At 60.4% G+C, this 24,831-nt stretch carries 17 protein-coding genes and 1 pseudogene; 2 read left to right on the forward strand and 16 right to left on the reverse strand.

Features of this window, described 5'->3' with window-relative positions; translation table 11 throughout:
- Nucleotides 1-81: 81 nt before the first annotated feature.
- The gene (locus tag OMP38_RS18435) at nt 82-1,305 is read left to right on the forward strand and encodes a helix-turn-helix domain-containing protein (protein WP_277566411.1); all 1,224 of its coding nucleotides are present in this window, start codon (nt 82-84) and stop codon (nt 1,303-1,305) included.
- A 74-nt stretch (nt 1,306-1,379) separates the two neighbouring features.
- On the opposite strand, the gene OMP38_RS18440 is transcribed toward OMP38_RS18435, so the two are convergent.
- From OMP38_RS18440 to OMP38_RS36005, 10 genes are all read right to left on the reverse strand, one after another.
- Complete coding sequence (locus OMP38_RS18440) at nt 1,380-1,829, reverse strand: CBO0543 family protein (RefSeq protein ID WP_277566412.1); 450 nt, start codon at nt 1,827-1,829, stop codon at nt 1,380-1,382.
- A gap of 93 nt (nt 1,830-1,922) precedes the next feature.
- The gene (locus tag OMP38_RS18445; protein WP_277566413.1) at nt 1,923-3,104 is read right to left on the reverse strand and encodes a hypothetical protein; all 1,182 of its coding nucleotides are present in this window, start codon (nt 3,102-3,104) and stop codon (nt 1,923-1,925) included.
- Between the two features lie 152 nt (nt 3,105-3,256).
- The gene (locus OMP38_RS18450) at nt 3,257-3,352 is read right to left on the reverse strand and encodes an S-layer homology domain-containing protein (RefSeq protein WP_277566414.1); all 96 of its coding nucleotides are present in this window, start codon (nt 3,350-3,352) and stop codon (nt 3,257-3,259) included.
- Between the two features lie 133 nt (nt 3,353-3,485).
- A complete protein-coding gene (locus OMP38_RS18455) occupies nt 3,486-4,217 on the reverse strand; it encodes an SDR family NAD(P)-dependent oxidoreductase (protein WP_277566415.1) in 732 nt (243 codons plus the stop codon).
- Nucleotides 4,214-4,861: a ThuA domain-containing protein gene (locus tag OMP38_RS18460; RefSeq protein ID WP_277566416.1), complete on the reverse strand. Its 648-nt coding sequence runs from the start codon at nt 4,859-4,861 to the stop codon at nt 4,214-4,216. Before OMP38_RS18460 ends, OMP38_RS18455 begins: the two co-directional genes overlap by 4 nt.
- A gap of 129 nt (nt 4,862-4,990) precedes the next feature.
- Nucleotides 4,991-6,475: a carboxylesterase/lipase family protein gene (locus tag OMP38_RS18465; RefSeq protein WP_277566417.1), complete on the reverse strand. Its 1,485-nt coding sequence runs from the start codon at nt 6,473-6,475 to the stop codon at nt 4,991-4,993.
- Between the two features lie 52 nt (nt 6,476-6,527).
- A complete protein-coding gene (locus OMP38_RS18470) occupies nt 6,528-7,523 on the reverse strand; it encodes a Gfo/Idh/MocA family protein (protein ID WP_277566418.1) in 996 nt (331 codons plus the stop codon).
- Nucleotides 7,524-7,915: 392 nt separating this feature from the next.
- The gene (locus OMP38_RS18475) at nt 7,916-9,196 is read right to left on the reverse strand and encodes an ArsB/NhaD family transporter (protein WP_277566419.1); all 1,281 of its coding nucleotides are present in this window, start codon (nt 9,194-9,196) and stop codon (nt 7,916-7,918) included.
- 133 nt (nt 9,197-9,329) lie between these two features.
- Nucleotides 9,330-11,459: an alpha/beta hydrolase family protein gene (locus tag OMP38_RS18480; RefSeq protein WP_277566420.1), complete on the reverse strand. Its 2,130-nt coding sequence runs from the start codon at nt 11,457-11,459 to the stop codon at nt 9,330-9,332.
- Between the two features lie 351 nt (nt 11,460-11,810).
- A complete protein-coding gene (locus OMP38_RS36005) occupies nt 11,811-12,230 on the reverse strand; it encodes a helix-turn-helix transcriptional regulator (RefSeq protein WP_420869673.1) in 420 nt (139 codons plus the stop codon).
- A 602-nt stretch (nt 12,231-12,832) separates the two neighbouring features.
- Here OMP38_RS36005 and OMP38_RS18490 point away from each other — a divergent pair.
- Nucleotides 12,833-14,803, forward strand: coding sequence for an alpha-amylase family protein (locus tag OMP38_RS18490; protein WP_277566422.1), 1,971 nt, complete (start codon nt 12,833-12,835; stop codon nt 14,801-14,803).
- A 595-nt stretch (nt 14,804-15,398) separates the two neighbouring features.
- Here the strand turns inward: OMP38_RS18490 and OMP38_RS18495 are convergent.
- The 6 genes and pseudogenes from OMP38_RS18495 to OMP38_RS18520 form a co-directional block, all read right to left on the reverse strand.
- Nucleotides 15,399-17,930, reverse strand: coding sequence for a hypothetical protein (locus OMP38_RS18495; RefSeq protein ID WP_277566423.1), 2,532 nt, complete (start codon nt 17,928-17,930; stop codon nt 15,399-15,401).
- 709 nt (nt 17,931-18,639) lie between these two features.
- A pseudogene (locus OMP38_RS18500) lies at nt 18,640-19,510 on the reverse strand (carbohydrate ABC transporter permease).
- The gene (locus OMP38_RS18505; protein WP_277566424.1) at nt 19,473-20,429 is read right to left on the reverse strand and encodes an ABC transporter permease; all 957 of its coding nucleotides are present in this window, start codon (nt 20,427-20,429) and stop codon (nt 19,473-19,475) included. Before OMP38_RS18505 ends, OMP38_RS18500 begins: the two are co-directional and overlap by 38 nt.
- A gap of 75 nt (nt 20,430-20,504) precedes the next feature.
- Nucleotides 20,505-22,226, reverse strand: a complete 1,722-nt coding sequence (locus OMP38_RS18510) for a type 2 periplasmic-binding domain-containing protein (RefSeq protein WP_277566425.1) — start codon at nt 22,224-22,226, stop codon at nt 20,505-20,507.
- Nucleotides 22,227-22,412: 186 nt separating this feature from the next.
- Nucleotides 22,413-23,741, reverse strand: coding sequence for a helix-turn-helix domain-containing protein (locus tag OMP38_RS18515; RefSeq protein WP_277566426.1), 1,329 nt, complete (start codon nt 23,739-23,741; stop codon nt 22,413-22,415).
- Complete coding sequence (locus OMP38_RS18520; RefSeq protein WP_277566427.1) at nt 23,710-24,711, reverse strand: cache domain-containing protein; 1,002 nt, start codon at nt 24,709-24,711, stop codon at nt 23,710-23,712. Before OMP38_RS18520 ends, OMP38_RS18515 begins: the two co-directional genes overlap by 32 nt.
- Nucleotides 24,712-24,831 lie beyond the last annotated feature (120 nt).

Consider the following 24,831-nt stretch of genomic DNA (forward strand, 5'->3'; position numbering starts at 1 on the left):
CGCGACTGACCGCAAGTGACCACGAATGACCATGAACGAGCCTCCACGCCGCCATTCAGAGCCGAAGGATGTGAATTAACGATGCCGTCCAAGCGATTCGACTTCATTACTTTGCAAGAAGCGTTGGAACTGCTGGATGTCAGCCGTTCTACGTTTGACCGATGGCGCAGGAAGAAGCAGCTTCCTTATACGAAAATCGGGAAAGAAATCATGATCGATAAAAACGAGCTGGAACGGTGGTTCAAGCTTCATGCTTCGAAGCGGCTCGAGGCGCCCGATGCCGAACGCCAGGAGGGACGCCGAACGGTCGCGGCGCTGCAGCCGCTCGTCGTGAACGTCGGCTACCAGAGCAGATGGGCGCAAATATGGACGGCGCTCATGATGAAAGAGCTGGGCTGGTTCGAGGAAGAACTCGCAAAGCTCATTCCCGAACGCGTCGTCCAGGTTCGCTGGCATGACGGCGCGCACGGCCCGGCCCTCGTGCAGGGCATGATCGGCGGGCATATCCAGATCGCTTCGATGGGCGACTATCCGATTTCGCTCGCGTTTTCGCTAAGCCGCCTGCTGCCCGACTTTCGCCCCGTGCTGCTCGCGTTCGACGGAAAAACGGCCGGCGGCCAAGGCATCTCGCTCGTATTGGGCAACAACGTGGATATCCGCCGTCCGTCGCGGACTTCCGACCTTCAGATCGCCACGGTCGCCCAATCCAGCGCCGGCGGACGGCTGTCGGGCTTGCTCCATCGATTCGGTACGGACGATGCCCGCATCGTGCACCGCGACCTGGACGAATGCATGGCCGACATGGCCCGCGGCGCGATCGGCGGGGGCTTCATGGGCGAGCCTTATGCGAGCCTGGCCCGCCACTACGGGTTAGGCAGTGTCGTCGGGGCCGAAGGCCTCGGAGACGACTTCCTGTCCGGCGTCGTCATGGAGGAGAGCTGGCTGGCGCGGCATCCCGCGGTCGGGATCGCCTACCTCAAAGCGCACCTGCGGGTGCACCGCTGGGTTCGCCGCCATCTGCGCGAAGCGGCCGAGCTGATCGCCAGAGTGCGCCGGATTCCCGTCAAAGTGGCGGAGGACAACCTCGCCAAGATTCGCTGGGACGCCGCACCCTATGCCAAGGACATTGCCGCGCTGGAGCGGCTGAATCCCGGACCCGAGGGAGCGCCGCCGGCCTTCTTCATGCCGGACGGCGAGATCCGGCACGACGCCTCGTTCTTGATGCAGGCGATTCGCGAGCTGCGTCTGCCCGCTCCGACCGAAGGCCCGATCGGCGGCGATTGGAGCGCGGAGCAGCTGTATTAGAGGTACAGCATCCCACGCAAAAAATAGGCTTCGCTCCGCTACTGCCGGAATGAAGCCTTTTCGTATGGTCGCGATCAGCCTTCTCTGCGAATGAAACGCAGATGCCAGCGCAGGAACAGCAAGCCCAATGCGTAGATAGGAAGCGAATAGTACAGCGACCAGCCTTTGTATACCAGATAGCCGGTCTTGAGCGACAACCATTCGAACAAAAGAGCCAGGGCGACGATGACGGTCAGATAGAGCGCGAACAGCTTGTTGCCGGCCGGCATATAGTTCAGGGCCAGCACGCCGGCCGTCGGCGGAAGCGCGGCCTGCAAGACAAGGTCCGATAGCGACACGTCGGGATTGATAAAATCGTAGAGATCGAGCAAAAGTCCAAAGCAAAGATCGGTATAGATCGTGAGCGCGATCATGACGAAGTACGTGATGTAAATTTCCTTTTTCGTAAGCCGCCTGGGCGAAAAGATCAGCGCGGCAATGGCCGCTACGGCGCTGGCGTAGGCAAACCAATTTCCGGCATGCATGGCACTACCTCCGGTTCCGATGTCGGTTATTTCGTTTTGGCCAAGCCGAGCGCCTTGTGGTCCCACAAGATATCAGCCACGATTGCTGCCTTTTCATCGTCGCAAGTGACGACCAGGATGACGTCCCCCTCGCTTGCCCTTGAGGAGCGCAGTCCGATTTTTGCGACGCGTCCTCAAATAAAGGAGCCCGTTGATCGCGACGCCTAACGCGAATCCGATGGCTGCCCCGATGAGCCCCCAGATCACCGGACCCCAGGCCCAGACGAACCCTTTGCTGGCCCCGACCGTAGCGAACATAAAGGCCAGGACCATGCCTTTGTCCAAGAAGGACAGGCCGTCCGCGCGGTGCAAGCTGTCCAACAGCCGCGGCTCTTCCTTGCGCAAATCCAGCGGCACCGCATAAATCGACGATACGCCGTGCGCCTCCAACTCCGTAATGGCGATCTCGAGCAGGGTCGAGTAATCGAACGTCGCGAATATCTGCATCAGTCTACTTTGCTCCCGATCGTTAATGTGACGCCTGGCGGCTGGTAGTTTCGAACGAGGTGGCTCCTTAAAGAATGGTCGAAAAGCTTGTTGTTCTCTACGGTGGTGACATAAGCGTCGTAGATCGTAAAAAAAGTAAAAGGAGGGAGCGTACAGCAGCCACTGGGCGTCCACTGCCTCCTTGGACGATCGAAAATCGCCCAGAATCAGGTCGTGTATGGCGAGAATAATATGGGATTCGCGTACGAGCACGATCGTACTAAGCAGAATGAAGGTAGCGAGCACAATGCGATGAAGATAGAGCTGGCCGACGCTGGGTATGCCGATCGACCAGACGACGGCGATCCATGGCTTCCGCTTGTCGAGATAATTCACCTCGAGCGCGCCGATGCTGAACTCGCTGAACCTCGCGTCTTCCCTGCGCGCCAGCACGTACACCTTGTTCATGTCGACCGCCGTCCGGTAGCTGTCCCAGATCGCAAACAAATAGACGGGGATATACAGGGACATAAACTTGGGGTCCAGCGCGTCTCGCGCCGCTTGGAACTCGCCGTTGAACGAGTGGACGATGGCAAGATTCAGGTGAATTTTCTGGTTGATATAAAACTCCCATAAGACCAGCAAGTATCCCCGGATATACTTGTTCAGCAACAGATGGCCGAAGCCCGGGAACGCCGTCGACCAAAAAGCGACCGTATACGGATTCCGTTTGTGAATCTGCGTCGTCCCGAACATGCTGACGTACGCTAGGTAGCGTCTGGCGCGAAAAGGACTGGAAAAGTTGTCCATCAGTTCACCTCGAAGTCCATGTCCGACATTAAGCGAAATACGCGATTGGCCGCAACCGCGCGATCGTAGATTGTCCCTTGGCAGGATGAATTATCCGCGGCAAAAAAGCGCGCCGGCTCTTTAGATAGAGACCGACGCGTTTTCGTGTTCGATTAGCGGTTGAGCAGCTTATAGATGACGTTCGCCGCTTGCGCGCGGGTCGTCATGCCCTTCGGCGAGAACGTGCCGTCTTCGGAACCGTCGATCAAGCCGGCGTCCGCTTCCGATACGCAAATCCATAGCTCTCACAGCTCGCTAGCCCTTACAACCGGATCTGCCGGCATAAGAAAAGGGACGATGCGGCAAGCGCCGCCTCGTCCCGTATGGTATTTCCGATCGACGCTACGTCCAGCTCATCTCCGCGCCCGAATAGTCCCGAAACGCCGGATGCGGACGCGCCGCCGCGTCCCCGTCGGCCAAATACGCGCCGATGACGCGCAAAATGCCGGCCGCCGCCTCGGCCGTCGTAATCGCGGCATCCTCGTTCAACTCGCCGCTCATGTAGCTTTTCATCCAACCCGGATGGACGACCAGCACCTTGCCGCCATGTGCCCGAAGCTGATTGTGCAAAATGTTGGACTGGATATTGAGCGCGGCTTTGGACATGCAGTAGCCGTACCAGCCCTCGCGCCAGGTTTGATTGATCTGGCCGGCCTCGGAGGAGACGTTGACGACGAGCTTATCCCCGCCCGCCAGCAGCTGTGCCTGGAACGCTTGCGCCATGCGCAGCGGACCGAGCGCGTTGACTTCGTACATCCTGCGGATCGCCTCGTAGTCGATCTCGCCGAAAATATTGTCGTCCTGATGACCGGCGATGCCCGCATTGTTCACGAGCAGATCGATGCTCCCCGTTCGCGCCGCGACCGTCTCGGCGGCGCGCCGTACGCTCTCTTCGCTGCCGATGTCCAGCGCCACCGGCACGAGCCGCTCGCCCGCTTCGTCCCGCAGCCGGTCGAGCCCCTCCCACTGCTCCAGGTACCGCCCTGCGAACACCGTATAGCCCGCAGCCAGCAGCTGCTCCGTCAGCGCGAACCCGAGTCCCCGATCCGCGCCCGTCACGACGGCATGCTTCATACTCCCGTCTCCTCTCCGCTTCCCGCAGCCGCCCATAGTCCCGCTCTCAGAATGAGCGCGCGGTACGACGGGTGCAAAAACGAAGACCGCGAATGGCCCGGCATGAGATAGGCGACCCTTCCCAACCCGAAGCGGTGCGCCCAGCCGGCCGGCCAGCGCTCGCCCTCGTGCTCGTACTCGAGCAGCGGAGACGACTTCATGAGCGGATTCATGTCGAAGCGATACGGCTCGTCGTCGATGACGAAAGGCACGAGACCCTCCGTGATCGGATGGGGCTCGCCGCTCGCGGCGACCGGCAGCGGTCCGTACGGCGGATGCCCTGTGAACCGGGCGCCGATCAGGCTCGCGAGCGCGGGATTCCGCTGCAGCGAGATGCCGTTGTGGATGGCCAGCAGCCCGCCGCCCTGCGCGACGTACGCGAGCAGCGCAGCCTCCTGCTCCGGCGCGACGGGCGTATCCGAGAACTCCGCATACGATATGAATAATGGATAGCCTGAAAGGTTAGCCGCGTTAAGCGCCCCATAGTCTTCGACGCAATCGACCGCCATGCTGCCTTCGAAAATGTCCTTGAGTTCGCGGTCCACGCCCTCGAACGGATGGTACTTCGCATCCCGGTAATTCCCAAGCGCCAACGCGCGGTTCATGTACTCACTTCTCCTTCCAAAGCTCCGTTCTCGCCTTGACCGGCTCGGTCGCGAGCTTGTTGACTTTGTTCGCTCGCGCAGTTCCCCGTGCGAGGCGCGGCGGCTGCCCATCTCGCGTTCGCGTCGTCCTTAATCCGCATGTGCGGACGCCCCGGAGGCTTCCAGCCGGATGACCTGCATCGGGAAACGCTTGTCGTACGCTTGCAAGTTAAGCGGCTCTACGCGCGGCGGATCGTCCAACACGAGCCAGTACCCGAACTCCCCCGTGCTGCTGCAGCTGGGCCAGCTCGGCAGCCCCGGATGGCCCGGATCGCCGGTCAGCGCGAACGCCATCCACGTATCGCGGACGAGACGCGCCATATGCGCATGCTCGGGCAAATAGCCTTCGGCGTCTTCCTCCGCGGCGACGCCGAACAGATAAGGCATCTCCGATGAATGCCCCGGCGGACGGCTGCCTTGAAAGTCCCAGCGGTAGCACCACACCTGGTGTCCGTTCTCCGCCAGCAGTTGCGCGAGCGCGAGGCTGGCGTTGGCGTAGACATACTGCGTCAGCAGCGCGCCGTATGCGCGCCGCGCATCCGTCAGCGCGAGCAGCTCGAGGTAACGCTCGTGCACGTACGCCGCATTCGCGCCGAACCTGCTGGTCAGCTGCGCCCGCGCATCGGCTTCGTCCGCAGGCGCGTCGTCGCCCTCGGACGCCAGTTCGTCCCTCGCATACCCGATGAGCACGGGCACGCCCCTCGCTCGGCTGGAGGCCAGATAGCGCTCCGGCGCCTCGACCATCGTCAGGCCGTCGATCACCGGCCCGAACAAATGCGCCGGCGAGATACGCCGGCTCGCCTCGATCTGCCCTGCGAGCAGCGTCTCGGCGCTCATGCCGAGCAGCGCCTCCGCCCGCAAACCGCCGTCGCCGATCCCGAGCGCTCCGAGCGTGAGGTCGGCGAGCGCCGCCGCCGTCGCGCGGTCCCGAACGCACTGCACGCCGCCGCTCTGTACGATCGCCCGGCTGAACAGCCCCTGCGCGGCCGGCGTCGCCATCAGCGCCGCCACGGATTTGCCTCCGGCGGACTGTCCCATGAGCACGACCTGGTCCGGATCGCCGCCGAACGCGGCAATGTTGTCCCTCACCCAGCGCAGGGCAAGCAGCTGGTCCAGCAGGCCGCAGTTGCCCGAAGCCGCGTATTCCGCTCCCAACGCATGCGCCAGATGCAGGTAGCCGAAGGCGCCCAGCCGATAGTTAACCGACACCATGACGGCTTCTTGCCGGCCGACGAGGCGAGGCCCGGACGATTTCGCGTCCGAGTTCGAGCCTTCGAAGTGGCCGCCGCCATGTATAAAAAAGATAACCGGCCGCTTCTTCCCGTCCGCGGCTGGCGTCCACACGTTCAGATTCAAGCAATCCTCCGAGTAAACGTAGCCGGGCTCCCTTCGCTCCTGCAAGGCCCGGCTGCCATATGCCGTAGCGTCCCGGACGCCTTCCCACGGCGCCAGGGGCACCGGCGGCTTGAACCGAAGCGAGCCCGTCGGCGGCTCGGCGTACGGAATGCCTTTGAACGCCAGCATCCCGTCTTCCGCGCCGCCTCTTACCGCTCCGCTTTTCGTTGCTGCGATCAAGGTCTCACCTCCTAAGCCCTACATCGCCTATTTCAGCCGCTATTCAGCTTCATTATGCCTCGCTCGGATACTTGAGTCCCCACGGCTTGCGAATCCGGTCGAGCGTCTCCATGATGCGCACCGTTTCGTCTACGGTCATGATCGCGCTCTCCTGGCGGCCCGCGCGCAGGCATTCCATCGCCTCGATCGCCTGGTAAAAGTGGCCGGACGGTTCGAGCTCGTGCTTGAAGGCGACCGTCTCCGCCCCGTTCGCGTGCAGCGTCGCAGCCTTGGCGAACAGGAAGTTCGGCACCTCGATCCGCCCCTTCGTGCCGTAGATGACCGCCTCGTTCGTCATGGACAGCCGCACCGACCCGTGCAGAGCGGCCGTACGTCCGCCTTCGTATTCGAACAGCAGCGAGAACTGCTCGTCCACGCCCGTCTCGCCGATGACGACGGAGCTCTCGATTCTGGCGGGCTGCTCCCCGCCGTAGATCATCGAAGCGAACGACACCGGATAGATGCCGGCGTCGAGCAGCGTGCCGCCGCCCTTCTCCTTGTTCAGCAGCCGGCCCTCGGGATTCCAGCCGGCATCGAAGCCGAACTCGGCCTTCACGATGCGCACGTCGCCGATGACGCCGCTGTCCAGCCACTCCCGCACCTTGACGACGGCGGGCAGGTACCGCGTCCACATCGCCTCCATGAGGAAAAGGCCCTTCTCGCGCGCCAGATCCGCGATCTCCTTGGCCTCGGCGGCGTTGATCGTGAACGGCTTCTCGCAGAGCACGGACTTCCCGCCGCGAAGCAGCGTCAGCGCATTCTCCTTGTGGATCGGATGCAGCGTGCCGACGTAGACGATCTCGACGTCGGGATCGGCCGCCAGTTCCTCGCAGCTGCCGTAGGCGCGCGGAATGCCGAACTTCGCGGCGAACGCCTGCGCCTTTTCAAGCGAGCGTCCCGCGACGGCGACGAGCTCCGCGCCCGGCGCGTGCGGAAGCTCGGTGGCGAAGTTGTCGGAGATGCCTCCGGGTCCCATGATGCCCCACTTTACGATGCGTTGTTCCGCCATGATCGAGTCTCCTTTTTCCCATCAGATAACTCTACCTTAACCGATAAAGACGAGAAAGCAAAGCGATTCGGACAAAAAATTAACACGCGTTCACAAAGCGGCGGCAAAACGGCGGAAAGGAGATCCCGCCGCTTCCTTAACGCCGTTGACCATACATGCCGCTTCCTATGCATACCGTTAAACGCAATCGCTTATCGCGGCCAGACGGACGATGCTGCAGCAAGAGGCGGGGACTGCTGAGGAAGGCGAGGATTAGAGATTCTACGTCCCCAAGTTCATGTCGTTCGCCGGCAAACCTTACGCGCACCAGGCGCTCCATGCGCTCGGCGAGTTCCTGCAGCTCGGACATAGCGCCGAATCTCCCCCCTCACGAACGCGATCGTCAAAGTCCGTCACATCAAATACCGGACATAAATATACCCGCTGCACAAGACGATCGACAGCAGCATGAGCGGAAATCCGATCTTCATGTAGGCGAGAAAGCGGATCGGATGGCCCTCTTTTGCCGATAGGCCGGCCGCGATCAAGTTGGCGCTGGCGCCGATCAGCGTGCCGTTGCCGCCGAGGCAGGCGCCGAGCGCGAGACTCCACCAAAGCGGCTCCAGATCGGTCACGCCCATGCGGCCCATCTCCTGGATGAGCGGGATCATCGTCGCGACGAACGGGATATTGTCCAGGAACGCGGAGGCGATCGCGCTCAGCCACAGGATCAGCATCGACGAGGCCACGAGATCGCCGCCGGTCCAATCGATCGCGCGCGCGGCCAGCTCGGCGATGACGCCGGTCTCCACGAGACCCGATACGAGCACGAACAGGCCGATGAAGAAAAAGATCGTCGTCCACTCCACGCGGGTGAACGCCTCCTCCATCTTGCGCTCGCCGGCGAGCAGCAGGAGCAGAAAAGCGCCCGCCAGCGCCACGGTAGCGGATTCCAGATGCAGGCTTTGGTGGAGGAAGAAGCCCGCGATCGTAAGTCCCAGCACGGTCAGACTCTTCGCGAGCAGCCTGCGGTCCGTGATGAGATCCGAGGCTTCCATGCGAAGCAGCTCCGCCTTGAGCTCCGGCGTCGTGCGAATTTGCTTGCGGAACAGCCAGATATAGAACGGAATATAGACGAGCAGCACGATGCCGGCGATAGGCGCCAGATTCCAGATGAACGACATGAACGTCAGGCTCTTCTCCGCGCTGCCGATCATGATGTTCGGCGGATCCCCGATCAGCGTGGCCGTGCCGCCGATGTTCGAAGCCATGAACTGCGCGATGATGAAAGGGACGGGCGGGACGCGCAGCTGTCTCGCGATGCCGAAGGTAACGGGCGCCATGAGCAGCACGGTCGTCACGTTGTCGAGAAACGCCGAGGCGACCGCCGTCAGGATTGACAGCAGGATCAGTATGCGGACGGGCTCTCCCTTCGCCCGCTTGGCCGCCAGGACGGCGATCGCCCGGAACAGTCCCGTATCCGAGACGACGCTGACGATGATCATCATGCCGATCAGCAGGCCCAACGTGTTGAAGTCGATATGGTGAATCGCCGTTTCCTGATCGACGATGCCGCCCGCGACCATCGCGACGCCTCCGATCATGGCGATGACGGTGCGGTGGATTTTCTCCGAGACGATCAATGCGTAGATGATCAGGAATATGCCGATCGCATAGTAGGCTTGCTGCTCCATAGAATCCTCCGTTTGCCGGCGGCCAAGGAAAAGAGCCTGCGGCCGGCAGGCTCTTCCTTCACCGTTATATTGCTTCTTTACTAACTATATATCGATGCTCCCGTTCGTTCAAGGCCGACCCCGCTAATCCTGATTACACCAGGTTCCAGAACAGGGCCGTGTTCGCCACCGAGATCATCGTGAACAGGATCGCGTTCAGGAACGCGCCCAGCCACACGTTGTTCGTCTTCTCGAACAGCTTGCGCGAGTACACGGCCGCCACCGCGAGGCAAGGTACCAGCGCGAACAGCAGAATGCCGTTCAGCGCCTGGCCGGGATACAGCGCCATGCCCGTGAGGAAGTCCTTGCCGTACTGGCACGCGAGCCACAGCGCCAGGCCGCCCATGTTCAGCACGATCGCCCAGAAGTAACCGCCGCGCTGCCCCCGCGTATTCGCGTTCAGCGCCATCGTACCGACGAAATAGTAGATCAGGAAGAAAGGCATATACCGCAGCGCCGTCACGAAGTGCTCCATTTGGAACGTACGCACGGCCAGCACCCAGAGGCGGAAGTCGGTGCCGAATACGGCCTGCACGGCGAACAGAAGCAGATAGCCGCCCAGCGCGGCCAGCAATGCGACGCACAGGCTCGCGGCGATCGCCGTCGGGTTCAGGCTGATGCCGTACTGGCTGAACTTCGTGCCCGCATCCCGCTTCACGAAGTAGTGGAACGCAAAGGTGATAAACACCATGATCGCCGCCGACACGAGCGCCCAGTACACGATCTGGTTCGTCGTCGGCTCGTTGAAGAAGGTGCCCAGCGGGAACAGATGCTCCGCGTATTGGAAAATGAGCCACATGGCGAAAGCGACGACCGCGAGGATAAGCGAACCGATGCGCGTGCGCGCCAGCCATGCGCTTGCGCGCGACTTGCCCCGAGCGAAGCCGGCGGCGAACGCCAGCACGCCGAGGCCTGCCAGTACGAGGCTGATGATCTTCAGCACGTTCAGCCCGTGCGCGGATTTATCCATGAGCGTCGGGAACAGAATCGCGGGGATCAGCGTACTAAATGCAACCGCCAGCCAGTAGACCGTCTTCTGCCTGCCGCCCGCAGGCGCCGAGACGGTAGAGATCGGACCCGTGACCGCGCCGCGGAGGAACGGCGCCCGCAGCAGCAGCGTGATCAGCGGGACGAACAGCAGGAAAAATCCGACCAGCGCAACTGCGTTGAACGCTTCCTTCAGCCACCAGATTTGGTGGCCCGATCCGAGATCCGCATTGGGTTGATTCGGCGATGTTACACCTTTGAACGCATGCTCGTAGAAGGAAATGAGATCCGCGGTCGCCGCCGGAGAGATGTGGTTCCAAGGATGCGTCTGATTCGGCGTGAAGATGACGCGTTCGCCGGACTGCGAAGGGCGGACGACCTTGTCCTCAAGCTTCAGATCGCCGGACGCCACTTGATAGAACTTGCCCGAATCGCCGGCCTGCCCGGACGGCAGACCGAGGAACGCTTCGCCGGAAGCCGTCGAGGCGAAGTTTTTGCTCGTGACGGTGCCCTTCACTTTTTTCTCCGAAGCGCTCTTCTCCGCATCCGACTTGTTAAAGAAGAACTCGTCGTACTTGCCGGCGATCACGCCGACTGTCCGGCTGCCGAACGCGGCCTGCATCTGATCCTGCGGCGCGATCGCGGCGGCGTACGAGAAGTCCGCGCCTGCCGGGATGCCTGCGTAGATCATGCGGTACCCTGTCTTCAGCGCGTTCATCTCGTCCATGTACATCGCGACGAGCGAGGAGAAGCCGCCCATGGAGTGACCGCTGACCGCGATATAGGCGTTGCCCTTCTCGTCTTTTTTCGTATAAGGCTGCTGGTAGACATACTTCGCCGCGTCGAACTGCGAGTAAATCCAAAAGGTGCCGAACATATCCTTCACCGGGATGTCCGCGCTCCACCGCGAGTCGCCGTGGTCGTACATGTCGAGCGCCAGGACGATATAGCCGCGTCTGGACATCTCGATCGCCGGCGCGTCCTGCATTTCCTTGGAATTTAAGTAGCCGTGCGTCGTGACGATGACCGGACGCGGGTCGTTCGCGCCCGCTCCCTTTGGCATGTACAGGAGCGCGTCCAGCGTGCCGTGATCGCCTTTGAAGGAGACCTCCTTGACCTTCACGTCGTAAAACGAAGTGTTGAACATGCCCGCCAAAAAGCTGCCCACGATGATGAGCGCGAGCGACAGCGAAAGCATGCCCAGCGGTTTTTTCAGAAACGAAGTCGACTTGGCCATCGATATCGAAGTCCCCTTTTTTGTCAGATAAAATACGATCCATTAAATGATAGCGCTATCAAAACGAGCGATGCCGCGATTTTGACAGCCACCTCCCTCCACGTCGGGGCGCCGACGCGAATTTACTTATACCTATCGGTTTGTCTCCACGAACATGCCATGGAGATGCCGGCATAAGAAAAAACACCGCAACTTCCGGCTGCGCATCAAGCGCGGCCGATCGTCGTGGTGTCTCCTGTTCTCCTACCGGACATTAACTTTGCGTTCATCATAGCACAATTCCGCCCGACCTCACTAGTCTTTTTTTCAGAGGCTCGTCCCGCCGCGGCATCCCCGTTTAAGACGCACAATCTACGCGTAACCCGCATGCAGCCTGCGGTAGGCGGCGGGCGACATGCCGGCTTCCTTGCGGAACAGGCGGCCGAAATAGTTCGGGTCAGCGATCCCGACGGACTCCGCGATCTGCTTGACGGACAGCTCGGGCGAATGCTCCAGCAGCCTGCGCGCCTTTTCCACTCGGACATGCCGCACGTACTCGACCGGACTCATGCCGGTATGCCGCTTCATGCAGCGGGCGATGTAGTCCGGGTGAAAATGAAATTCCCGCTCGAGCGCCTCGATCTCGAACGGCTCGAAGGCGGCGCGGCGCAAATAATCCGCCACCTCCCCCCGCCAGCCGGCTCGAACGGGTCTCGGCCGCCGAGCCCCGGACGAACTGCTGCATGACGGACAGCAGCTGCACGAACGCGGCCTGCATGCGCCATACCGCATCGACCGTCAGCCGGTCGTGCAGCTTGACCAGCCGCTCCAGCGCCGCCCACGCTTCGTCCATCCGGAACGCCCCGAACTTCGGAATGTAGACGGGCTGCATGCCCGGCTGGAGGTCCTTGTCGGTGCCTTTGCGCAGCACGAGCGACCATGGAATGTCGTCAGAGTCGACCACGCGATGTTCGGAATCGTGCTTAACGTGAAACCAATAAAGCTCCGTCTCGGCTTCGCAGGGCCGATACCCCTCATGCACCTTCCCCGGCTCCAGCACGAGTAAATGATGGGGACCGATCGCGTATTCCACGCCGTCTTCCGCCATGTACAGGCATCCCGACTTCACGAACACGATGTCGTAAAGGTTGAAGGAACGCCGGAAATGCTGCATGCCCGGACGCCATGTTCCGTGCCCCGCCGTCACCAACTGCGGCATCGGCGGCATTTGCCACTGAATGCATTCCACTTGCGTCCCTCCCGCTCCCGTCGTTTTATCCATCATAAACGCTGAAGTCGGTTTTGTGCTAGAGGTTGTCGGTTCGATGCCTATCCGCAGATGCCTGCCCGCCTTACACTGAGGGCATATCAAGTATCCCAAGGGGGGCTGTCCCATGCGTTTTCGCCAGGTACATTTGGATTTTCACACGTCGGAGCTGATCGAAGGGATCGGCGCGTCGTTTTCGGCCGAGCAGTTCCAGGCGATGCTGAAGCTCGGGCATGTCGACTCGATCACGGTGTTCTCGAAATGCCATCACGGCTGGGCGTACCACCCTTCCACCGGGAACGAGATGCACCCGCATCTGACGTTCGACCTGCTCGGCGCCCAGATCGAAGCCGCGCATGCGATCGGCGTCAAGACGCCGGTCTATCTGTCGGCAGGCCTCGACGAGAAGCTCGCCCGACTTCATCCGGAGTGGCTCGTTCGCCGCGCCGACGAATCGACGCAATGGGCGCCCGACTTTCTCACGCCGGGCTATCACGAGTTTTGCATGAACACGCCCTACCTCGATATGCTCGTCGCCCAGATCGAGGAGGTCGTGCAGAAGTACGACGCGGACGGCATCTTCCTCGACATCGTCGGCATCCGCAAATGCTATTGTCAGTTCTGCGTAAGGGCCGCGCGCGCGGAAGGCATCGACCCTCGCGACGAGGCCGCGATGCGGCCCTTGCGGGAGCGAACCTACTTCCGTTACGCGGAGCGGACGAACGAAGCCGTCCACAAGCACCGCCCCGGCCTGCCGGTATTCCACAACGGCGGTCATATTCCGCAAGGCAGACGCGACCTGGCCTTCCTGAACACGCATCAGCTCGAGCTGGAGTCTCTGCCGACGGGCGGCTGGGGCTACGACCACTTCCCGCTGTCCGCGCGGTACGTGCAGCAGCTCGGTCGTCCGTTTCTCGGCATGACCGGCAAGTTCCACTTGTCCTGGGGCGAATTCGGCGGCTTCAAGCATCCGAACGCGCTGCGGTACGAGGCGGCGCTCAGCCTGGCGAACGGCGCCGGCTGCTCCGTCGGGGACCAACTGCACCCGGACGGCCTGATGGACGTGGCGACGTACCGGCTGATCGGGGAAGCCTACCGCGAGGTGGAGGCCAAGGAAGCCTGGTGCAAGGACGCCCTCAACGTCGCCGACATTGCCGTCCTCGGCGTGGAAGCGTCGGGCCGCTTCGAAGGCGCGAGCAGCCGGCTCGCCCAGGCGGACAAAGGCGCGGTCCGGATGCTGCTCGAGACGCACCGGCCGTTCGACGTCGTCGACACGAGCTCGGACTGGAGCAAATACGCGGTGCTCGTCCTGCCGGACGTCATTCCCGCGGACGAGGTCGTCGCCCCCAAGCTGGAGGCGTTCGTCCGACAGGGCGGCAAAGTGCTCGCGACGGGCACCTCCGCGCTGCGGCCGGACGGCTCGGGTTTCGCCGTCGACTTCGGCGCGCGCTGGACGGGTCCCAATCCGTTCTGCCCGGACTACTTCGTGCCGGCGGCGGCGTTCGGCCCGGGCGAAGGCGCGGCGAGCGTCATGTACGGCGAAGGACAACGAATCGAGGTTGGCGGGGGCACCGTGCTCGGCTACCGGGAAAATCCGTATTTCAACCGGGACGCGTTCGCCTTCTCCTCTCACCGCCATACGCCGAACGACAAGCGCAGCCGCGAGTACGCCATGGTCGAGCATGACGCCGGCATCTACATCGGCTGGAATCTGTTCGCGGACTACGCGGACAACGGCAGCCTGTCGCTTCGCCAGATTGCCGACTATGCCTTAAGCCGTCTGCTCCCCAAGCCCGCGCTTCGCGTAAGCCTGCCGGCGCAGGGCGTGACGACGCTGCAGGAGCAGCCGGGCGAACGCCGTCTGATCCATCATCTGCTCTACGCCTCGCCCGTCCGGCGGGGGAAGGACGTCGAGATCGTCGAAGACCTGCTCCCCGTGTACGACGTTCAATGCGAGGTTCGGACGGATCGCGCGATCGCCGGCATTCGTCTCGTGCCGCAGATGACGGAGCTCCCGTACGAAATGCGAAATGGCGCGGTTACGTATACGGTGCCCGTCGTCGAATGCCATCAGATGGTCGAGCTGCGGTGGGCGTGACGGCGCGGTAAGAGGCGGCATCGAATAGTCGCTCGGAGACCGGCGAATCTGCGGCCGAGGGCCACTATCCAGCCAGATCCATTCCCGACCCGGCTCGTCGAATGGGCTGAAAAGGTCGTCGAATAACTAAATAGCTGAAAGGCTGTCGAATGCGCTGAAAAGGCGATTGCAGCAGGAAAAACGCCAAGCCCGCGGGCTTGGCGTCCTTTTTCTCGCAGTCTCTCCAATAGCGGTTAAAACGCAGTTCGTGGCCTTGGTCACGACGCCTTAGAACAAATAAGTGTCGAAACGCAGTTAATTTCCTCGATCACGACGTCTTTGAGCAAATAAGTGTTGAAACGCAACTAATCCTTCACGTTCGAGCCTTTTTGAACCCGTTTTGAAGAAAATAAATGCGGTTGAACACTTATTTTCTCCGCACCCCCGATCAACGCGCCGATTAACTGCTTTTGAACACTTATCGCTCCCAGCCAACCCAGCCTCGCCCAAGCACCCAGCAACCGTCAACCGTCAATCAGCAACAATCAACCAGCTTCCGGTTCCCTGCCCCTGCTTCCTGCTGCTTGCTCCCTGACCTCGCCTCGACCGTGTCAAGTTAATCGCCATTGCGCTTGACGTTCTCTTGCCACTCCACCAATCGAACGCCCTGCACCCCGAACGGGCACAGCGCATACGTCCGGCTCCAGTTGGCTTCATCGGTGAAGCTGCCGAAGTGCACCATCGGCCCCTTGATCTCTCCCTCCCAGTGATGATGAGGGCCCAGCAAATTGTGAAGCGAGCTCGCGATCCGCAGCGAGATCCGGTTCCGGCCTTCGCGCAGCAAGTCGGTCACGTCGATCTCGTAAGGCCGCCACAGCATCGCGCCGGCATCCGCGCCGTTGACGGACAGATGGGCCGTGATCGCCTCCATCGCGTCCATCGTCAGCACATAACGCGCATCGGGCTTGAGTGCTAGCGGGACCTCGGCGGATAGAACGACGCTGCCTGCATAAAGGGGATATCCCTCCAAGGTCAGATCCGCGCCCGCGCAGCGATCCTCCCGCCGGTTCAGGACGCCGATCCGCCTATCCTGCAGCTCCACGCCGAAATCTCCGATCAAGTATGCCGCCTCTATGGAAGGCGCGTCCGCGTTCGTACCCGATATCGAGATCGTATTGTCGCCCTGTCTCAGACAGCCCTGCGGCAGCGGAATCCGCTTGAAGCTGATATCCTTCCACCAGCCTTCCGGCTTCGCATCGACGACCGTCCCGTTGACGGCGATCGTATAGCGCTCGGGCGATTCGAGGATCAGCTCGGCCTGCCGTCCGTCCCAGCTTGCGATGCGGAAGGCGTAAGTAACCGTATACGCCGCCGCGTTCGCCTCGCGAATCGACTGCTCTGCCTTCCAGTGAATCAGCGGAACGCCGTCCTCCTGCTGTCCGGGCAAGCGGACGGAACAATGGTCCAGCAGCAGCATGTTCGGCTCGAGCGGCCGAAGCTCCCAATCCGCGATCGGGACGGCGCGCTCGGCATGCGACTGCCGGCGTATGCCGCCACCTGTCGATGGCGCCTCCTCCGTATCGAGCAGGAGGATCAACGATCCGCTTGGCGCGAGCGTGGTCCGATACGTCAAGCCGCTGCCCGGGCGAACCGGGGAACCATCCTCGCGAACCACCGAAGCTACTACCTCCCGATAGTCCGACGCATCCTCCCGATAGTCCGACGCATCCTCCCGATAGTCCGACGCCTCCTCCCGATAGTCCGACGCCTCCTCCCGATAGTCCGACGCATCCTCGCAATAGTCCGACGCATTCTCAAGATGGTCAAAAACATCCTCACCATGGCCCCGGGCTACCTCACGATGATCCGCAGCCCCCTCAAGCTCAACGACAGCTTCCTCCATCTCCCCGTTTTCCGCGTTCATCACGCGCAGCCGGCCTATCTCCGGTATTCGTATGAGGAGCTCCGCCGCATTCGTTCTGCCGTGATTGATGATGAAGTACACATAGCCGCTGTCAACCCGGCGCTGATGACAATAAATAGACGCGGCCGCCCCGCCGTTCGTCTCCTCGATCCGGATGCGCGGCGGCAGCTTCGACCGCAGCAGCGCCTCCAGATGGTGCAGGCCCGCCGGCAAGGCGCCTTGCAGCAGCGCCTCGTACGCGAGGCCGCCGCCCGGCAGTCCGTCGACCATAGCCGGCGGCTCCCCTAAATAAATCACGACGCCGCCGCCCTTCATGAAGGCATCCAGCAGCGTCAATGTGCTCGCGCGGATCGTCAGCACAGGCGGAATGACGACGCAGCGATACCGTCCGTGCCCCACCGCCAGCTCGGCCCCCTCTACCGATCCGTGCCGCGCTAGGATGCTCTCGTCGCCCAGGTCGAAGTCGTAACGGGCCTCCAGCAGACGGCGGAGCACCTTTTCCAGCTTCTTCGCCGCCAGCCCGCCGGCTTCCGGACGAAGGGGCGTATGCGCCGCAAATGCGCTGTCCTGTACATGCAGCACCAGCACGTCCTTGACCCTGACGCCCTGGCTAAGCGCATAGCTCACCCGCGCCTGATAATCGGCCATCAGCCGGTTGTCGCCCCACCACGGCTGCTGATAGAACAGGTTGGGCGGATGGTCCCGCTTGCGGCTCCCCCGAAGCGAATAGGAGGACAAGTGTGGCGTCAGCACCGTGACGCTGTTCAGGAACAGCCAGTTGCAAACCCACTTCTGGTCCTCCATCGTCAGGTTTTGCCCGGCCGCGCCGAACGTTTCGCAGAGTCCGCCTTCCTTGCGGAATTGACAGACGGCGCTGTCGAGCTGGCGCAGGCCGAGCAGCTGATCGCTCCCCAGCGCCAGATGGTCGATCCCGGGAACCTGCATATATTCAAAGTGCCGCATGTACGACAGGATCGGATCGCCGCCCATCAGATGGCCGGTGGACTTCAAGCCGTTCTGCTCGCACCATTCGTGCAGTATTTTCGTATAGCTCTCCACGAAAAGATCGTTCACCAGATCGTGAAAATGGATTCGCACCCGTTCGCAGCCTTCCAGCGGAAAATACAATTGGGGCAAGCAGTCCAGCAAGTCGTAGCCGTATCTGGCAATAAACCGCTCCGGAATCGACGTCGTCCACGGCAGCGCCTGCTTCTTTCTCCCCAAATATTCCAGAGCACGGTCAGATCGTCCGTGAAGCTCCCGGGCACGGTCGCGCCGAATTCCGCGCCGATCGCCCGCTTGTAACGCTCGTGCGTCGACGCGATAAAGGCTTCGGCTACCTTCGGATTCAGCAGATCGACGTAGCTCGCGCCCCGATACCTCGGATTCGTCAGCGGCGCCGTCCATTGATAGAAATACAGGATCACTTCGTCCGCGTGTTCCCTGGCGGCCTCTTTTTGCGTAATTTCCGCTATATTTTCCAATCTGTACGCGGACGAGCGATCTCTATAGTACGCGGCTTCCGCCGCGTATCGCCTGTTCGCTTTGTATATTTTCAGCATGCGGATGTCGTCGGGGTGATGGGGAATTTCGTTTTCCGCCAGAAAGAGATGCTTCTCGCGGTATTCCTCGCCGAGTCTCGGAATCAAGCCGCCCGCCCAGCCGCTCGGCCAGGTGTCCTCGTCGTAGATCCAAGCCTGCATGCCTCTCGATTTGGCTTCGTTCACGCAAGTCTTGACGCAGTCGAACCATTCTTCGGACAGATAGGGCGTCTCCAGTCCGGCGCGCGCATGCATGAAGAAGCCACCCCAGCCCTGTTCGTCCATCTCCCGGATCTGCCGGACCAGCTCGGCCGCCTCCAGCTTGTCGTTCCAGGACCAGAATGCGATCGGCCGGTAGCGGCTGGAAGGCGATTTAAAATCGTCCATCGGCCTCAACCCTTCACGGCGCCGATCATGACGCCCTTCACGAAGTAGCGCTGCAAAAACGGATACACGCACAATATCGGCAAGGTCGCGATGACAATCGTGGCGTACTTCACGTTTTCCGCCACCTCCGACGTGATGTCGCCGTTCTGCGAGCTCGTGACGTTCTGGATCAGAATCTCGCGCAGGATGACCTGAATCGGGTACAAGTCACGGTCCTGCAAAAAAGATGACGCCGCGCAAATAGGTATTCCAGTTGTCGACCGCATAGTACAGCGTCACGACGGCCATCGCCGGCAGCGCCAGCGGCACCATGATCCGGAACAGAATCGTAAAATCGTTGGCGCCGTCGATCTTGGCGGACTCCTCGAGACTGTCCGGAATGGTCTGAAAAAAAGTCCGGAGAATGATTAAATAGAAGGCATTGATCGCATACGGAACGATCATCGCCGCCATGTTGTCGTAGAATCCGAGCGACTTGTACGTCAAGTACATCGGAATGAGGCCGCCGGAGAAAAACATCGTGAACACGATGACGAACATAAACAAATTGCGGCCGTACAAATATTTCCTCGACAAGCCGTAGGCGCCCATCAGCGTCATCAGCAGGTTCAGCGCCGTTCCGAGACCGACGTACACGATCGTATTGATATAGCCGGATATAATATTCGGATTGTCGAAGGCGAGCGCATAGCTGCCCAGCTGCAGCTTTTTGGGAATAAACAGCAGGCCTTGCGCCCGCGCCACCTCCGCGGGCTCGCTCAAGGAGGCGAGCAGCACGTAAAGGCACGGGTACAGCGTGGCGACGACCAGCAAGGTCAGGAATACGATATTGACCGTATCAAAAACGATATCGCCGAGCGAACGTTTCGCAACCATTTCGTATTGTCCTCCTTACCACAAGCTGTTCTGCGTCGTTTTTTTTGCTCAGCCAGTTGGCGCATACGAGCAGCGCGAAGTTAATGGCCGAGTTGAACAAGCCGACTGCGGTCGTATAGCTGATCTGCAGGTTCAGAATGCCCTGCCGGAACACGTAGGAAGAGATGACGTCGGCCGTCTCGTAGGTCATCGGCTGGTACAGCAGAATGATTTTCTCCACGCCGATGTTGAGCATCTGTCCGATCCGGAGGATCAGCAGGACCATGATCGTCGGCAGCAGGCTGGGCAGCGTAATGCTCACGATCTTCCGCCAGCGTCCTGCGCCGTCCATGACGGCCGCCTCGTACATTTCCGAATCGATGCCGGCGATCGCGGCCAAGTAGATGATGGAGCTCCAGCCGACCTGCTGCCATACTTCAGAGGCGACGAAGATCGTCCGGAAGTAGGCGGGCTCCAGCAAAAACGTGATCTTCTGGCCGCCCAACGCCCCGATGATCGTGTTGATCAATCCGTTGAGGGAGGTCAGGTCGATGATGATGCCGCTGATGACGACGAGCGAGATGAAGTGCGGCATGTAGGTGATGCTCTGCACCGTGTTTTTAAACCATTTGACGCGCAGCTCGTTAAGCAGCAGCGCCAGAATGATCGGCGCGGGAAAAGAAAAGATGATCCCGTACAAGCTGAGCAAAATCGTATTCGTAAGCACCTGCTTGAAGGCCACGCTGGAGAAAAACGCCTCGAAATGCTTGAAGCCCACGAACGGCGTCTCGAACAGGTTGCCGATCAAGCCGTACTTTAACGTGTAGTCCTTGAACGCGAGCGCAAGCCCCGCCATCGGCACGTAATAGAAAACGATAAAATAAACCATGACCGGCAGCATCATCAAATAAATGTATTTATGCTTGCGAAGCGCCCTCATCGCATCCTCTCCCTTCCGCGTGCGCGGCGACGGGGAAGAAAGCCGGCGGACGCGCCGGCCTTCCGCCCGAATCGCTTATCGTTGATTGTAGCGCTCCAGCGCCGATTGGTACGCTGCCGTAACTTCGTCAATGCCAAGCTTCTTCAGCTGCGGCACGAACTCGGTCTCCCATTTGTCCAGCGATACTCTGCCGGTAATGAACTTGTCGAGCATTTGCTTCTGGTAATCGTCGATCGCCGGCTTCTTCGCGGTCATCACGTCCATTTCCTGTTCGTTGAACGTGACCGGGGACATGATGCCCGAGTTGTCCGGCATGTTGTCGCCCCAGGTCTGGAAGGCTTTCCATTCCACCTCGGACTTCTGCAGCTTCGTCGCCTCGAGATCGTTCAGTGTCGGAAGACCGGCCGCCGGCGCGGTCAGCGTCAGCATTTCGTTTTGCGTGCGGCCCTGCGGGTCTTTCGTGATCATGTCCGTAAACTTTGGCTTGCCATCCACCATCTCGTAGGTGACGCCTTCCTTGCCGTAGTTGAACGCCATTTTACCTGCCTGCGTGAATACCCAGTTCCACCATGCCATCGTCTCGGCCGGATGCTTGTTGGCGGTCGTGATCGCCAGACTGACGCCCGGATTCGTAATATTCGCCGTATTCCCTTCGAACCAGTAGCCCTTGCCGTCCGGGCCGGTCAGGGAAGGAATCGGCGCCAGCGCAGCATTGGCATCGGCCGCTTGAATGCCGGGCGCCCAGCTCGCCACGCGTCCCGCCGAAGAGTAGGAAGCGCTTACGGTTCCGTTCGTATACTTCTGTTGCAGCTTCGTATTGTCGTTCAGCATGTATTCGGGATCCAGCAGCCCTTCCTTGTACAGCTTGTTCAGATAGGCGACGCCTTCCTTGAAGGCCGGATCCGCCGGGCTGTACACGACCTTGCCGTCGCGCTGGATGAACGCGTCGTTGCCGGCGGTCGCGCCGAACGGGTAGAGCAGCTTCTCGATGCCGAGGATGCCTTTGTCCATGCCCGTGGCGCTGATGTATTCGTCCTTTTTGCCGTTGCCGTTGACGTCTTTGTCCTGGAACGCCTTCAACGTCTTGTACAGATCGTCCGTGGAACGCGGCATCGGCATGCCGGCTTTGTCGAGCCAATCCTGTCTGATCATGAAGCCGTTGTACGTACGCATCGTCAGATCGGGCTGCATTAAGGAAATATAGTCCATTTCCCCCTGGTCGTTCGTCACCCGCTTCTTGATCTCCGGATACGACTCCAGCACCTTCGCATAATCGGGCGCGTTCTTCATGTATTCGTTAAGCGGAATGATGACGCCGTCCTTCACGTACTTGTCCGCGCCGCCTGCCAGAAACTGCGAGTTGCCCCACGGGTAAAGGATGACGTCCGGCAAGTCGCGCGAAGCGATCATCAGGTTGAACGGCTCCTGCAATTGTCCGGCGGAAGGGTGAATCCATTCGATCTTGACGCCGGTCGCCTTCTCCATCTCCTGGAACGCCAGCACCTCGCCGTAATTTTTGAAATACTTTAAAATAGGGTCTGCCGCCGTCCACACCTTAAGCGTAATCGGTTTGTCCGCGTTCGCGATCGGATACATGCCTTCTTGCGGTTGCGCCGAAGCCTGCGGCGAATTCGTTCCGGCCGCCGTGGAAGCAGGCGCCGTCGAGGCAGGCGCCGATGCACCGTTCGTTGCCGACGTCTCGTTTTTTGTGCTGCAACCGGTTACCGACACCGCCGTCGCCAGCAGGATCGTTCCCCAAGTCGACTTTTTCTTGAATGCTGCGGAGATGCTTGCCATCCATCGTGTCCCCCTCATCGTATGGTCGGCCCGTTCCGGCGCTTGACGCTCGAGCCGGTTCGGCCTGAAGGAAGCGTACCAAGCGCGCATGGAAGCTGTATATCGCCATGTCATTTTCGCCTGTTCCGTTGTTTACATGTCCGGTATTCTTTTTTTTCCGATGTATGCCGTTCTTTACGTAGACCGTCAGCGCCCTTCCTTGAACTGCCCGGGGGTGATGGATTCGAGCTTCTTGAAGCTTCGAATGAAGGAGTTGGCGCTGCCGTAGCCGACCTTGTCGGCGATCTCCGTGATCGACAGGTCGGTGCCGGAGAGAAGGTCCTTCGCCCGCTGAATGCGCAGCCGCGTGACGTAATCGATGAAGTTGTAGCCGGTATGGTCCTTGAAGAAGCGGCTCAAGTAAGAATTGGACATGCCCAGATAATCGGCGGCCACGAGCAGCGACAGCTCCTTGTCCGAATAATGCGCCTCGATATACGCCATCATGCGATCGCGAAGATCGTTGTTGTTGCTCTCCCGCCTGTCCAGCAGATAGACGCATACCTTCCGCAAGATCTCCTTGATTTCCTGATGCATCTCGTCCACCGTATCGCACTGCATGAGCGTGGCGACCATATCCGCGTTTTCGCCGAACACCTCTTCGTGATTGGCCTGCACGCCGTCCAGCACCTTGACGATCGTGCCGACCATGTCGAAGAACAGGCAGTTGACCAGGTACACCGGCAGCCGGCGGTTGACATAGTTCTCTTCGTAGATCCGGTCCAGCAGCCGCTCCGCGCCTTCGGCATCGCCGATTCGCACATGGTTCATGATTTGCAGCTCGAGATCCATCGGATAGTAGTAGCTATTGCTGCTGAGCGGAATATCCCGGTACATCGTCAGGGAATGCTTCCCGTGAAGCAAACGCTGGCTCAGCGCCAGCTTCGCCTCGGCCCAAGCGCCCGGAACGCCGCTTAGCCCCCGGCATACATTGCCCGCGCCGGCGCTCAGATCGATTCGGAAGCGATCGCCGATAAACTGGATCAGCTGCTTCATCAGGTCCGCGGTCTCCTGGTACATGTCCGCCTCCGACAGATCGCCGTAATTGACCAGCAGCGTAATTTGCCCTTCCTCCTCATAGGAGAACGCCTGATGACGCTGGTTGAACAGCTCTTCGGCGATATTGACGATGATGAGACGAACCAGGTCGGGACGGTAGCCGTCGCCCTGCTCGGTCAGCGGCGCGAAGTCGTCGATCCGTATCAATAGGACGTTAAACCATTCGGACTTCCACCGGATGTTGAGCACCTCCTGCATGCGGTCGATCTCGCCTTGATTCCGGTATGTATTCATGAGCAGCTTTTTCATGAAATTCGAGCGGATACTGTGGAGCTGCTGCTTGAACTGATGCTCGAGCTCGGACTTTTTATCGTACGTCTCTTCGATCTTGCCGATGAGCGTGTCATAATCGATCGCAAGATGCGGCTCCGTCTTCCCTCCCCTATTAATAGAAGAGATAATCCGCTTGATCGGCAAATAGTTTTTTTCGCGACAAATAGACCGACAGCGCGAAGCCGAGCAGCAGGCACGCCGCCATGACGGCCAAGATCATGCCTTGAATCCAATCGACCCGGCTCATGAATACGTCCTGCCGGATGACCGAGTAATAGCTCCAGCCCCTCACCTGGGAAGGCACCGCCACGGCAATATAAGACTGCTTGTCCAGCCGATAGCTTGCAAAATTCCCTTGATGCGTCCCGCTCAGCATCGGCGACTTCAGGATGGCATTGTCCGGATCGGTCGAGAAAATAACGGCGCCGCTCTCGTCGACGATATAGTAGTCGCCCTTCAGGCGATTGCTCGGCGATTCGAACAGGGAGCGGATCGTGCCTTCGCGGATATAAGCCAGCATCGTGGCCGTGGACTGCCCGCCCTGAGACTGAAGCGTGCGGGAGTAAATAATCGACTTGACGCCTTTGTCCGCGATCGTGCCGATCTGCGCGGACGCCCGAAGCTGGCCGTCGTGCGCCTGCTCCAGCTCCGCCAGCCATTGCTCGTAAGTCGAATCCCTCGGCCCGTAGCTTCTGTAGATCAGGTCCGCGGAGTAATTCGTCACCGGCGTCAGGAAGGTGCGGTCCTTCTTCATGTATATAAAGGCATCCGAAATAAACTTGTTGACGGATGAAATGCCGGAAAAATCCCTTGCGAAATCGGTGATGGTGAAATATTGGTCCGGTCCCGCGGCGCCGTCCGCGTTAAAGAGCTGGCGAAGAAAGCGGTTCGTGGAAATTTGATAGGACATCTCGTCCAGCTCCATCACGCGCGTGTCGATCGCCAGCTTCGTCTGGTTCAGCGCCGACAGCGCCGAGCTCTTCGTCTCTTCCTCCAGCGCGTTTCGAACCTGCGAGATGATCAACGTGCCCAGCAATCCCATGGGGATCAGCAGGACAAGCGCGAAAGAAAGCATGATGCCCAAATAAATGCGGTTCAAAAATAGCTTGCTCATAGAAGCACCTCTTAAGTGGGATGCGGCTCCGCAAAAAAGACGAAAGAGAAAGACGGTTTCCCGTCCCTCTCTCTCGAAGTTAATGGCGCCCCGGGTTATCTCATGGGCGGGAATCCCCTT

It is taken from the genome of Cohnella ginsengisoli (assembly GCF_029525555.1).
In the GTDB taxonomy this organism is placed as follows: domain Bacteria; phylum Bacillota; class Bacilli; order Paenibacillales; family Paenibacillaceae; genus Cohnella; species Cohnella ginsengisoli.

Bases quoted from the DNA above. Each gene is read 5' to 3' on its own strand.
- OMP38_RS18435 (WP_277566411.1), top strand. From the start codon at position 82: ATGCCGTCCAAGCGATTCGACTTCATTACTTTGCAAGAAGCGTTGGAA.
- OMP38_RS18440 (WP_277566412.1), bottom strand. From the start codon at position 1,829: ATGCATGCCGGAAATTGGTTTGCCTACGCCAGCGCCGTAGCGGCCATT.
- OMP38_RS18445 (WP_277566413.1), bottom strand. From the start codon at position 3,104: ATGGACAACTTTTCCAGTCCTTTTCGCGCCAGACGCTACCTAGCGTAC.
- OMP38_RS18455 (WP_277566415.1), bottom strand. From the start codon at position 4,217: ATGAAGCATGCCGTCGTGACGGGCGCGGATCGGGGACTCGGGTTCGCG.
- OMP38_RS18460 (WP_277566416.1), bottom strand. From the start codon at position 4,861: ATGAACCGCGCGTTGGCGCTTGGGAATTACCGGGATGCGAAGTACCAT.
- OMP38_RS18470 (WP_277566418.1), bottom strand. From the start codon at position 7,523: ATGGCGGAACAACGCATCGTAAAGTGGGGCATCATGGGACCCGGAGGC.
- OMP38_RS18475 (WP_277566419.1), bottom strand. From the start codon at position 9,196: ATGGAGCAGCAAGCCTACTATGCGATCGGCATATTCCTGATCATCTAC.
- OMP38_RS18480 (WP_277566420.1), bottom strand. From the start codon at position 11,459: ATGGCCAAGTCGACTTCGTTTCTGAAAAAACCGCTGGGCATGCTTTCG.
- OMP38_RS36005 (WP_420869673.1), bottom strand. From the start codon at position 12,230: ATGCGGTATGGCGCATGCAGGCCGCGTTCGTGCAGCTGCTGTCCGTCA.
- OMP38_RS18490 (WP_277566422.1), top strand. From the start codon at position 12,833: ATGCGTTTTCGCCAGGTACATTTGGATTTTCACACGTCGGAGCTGATC.
- OMP38_RS18505 (WP_277566424.1), bottom strand. From the start codon at position 20,429: ATGAGGGCGCTTCGCAAGCATAAATACATTTATTTGATGATGCTGCCG.
- OMP38_RS18510 (WP_277566425.1), bottom strand. From the start codon at position 22,226: ATGGCAAGCATCTCCGCAGCATTCAAGAAAAAGTCGACTTGGGGAACG.
- OMP38_RS18520 (WP_277566427.1), bottom strand. From the start codon at position 24,711: ATGAGCAAGCTATTTTTGAACCGCATTTATTTGGGCATCATGCTTTCT.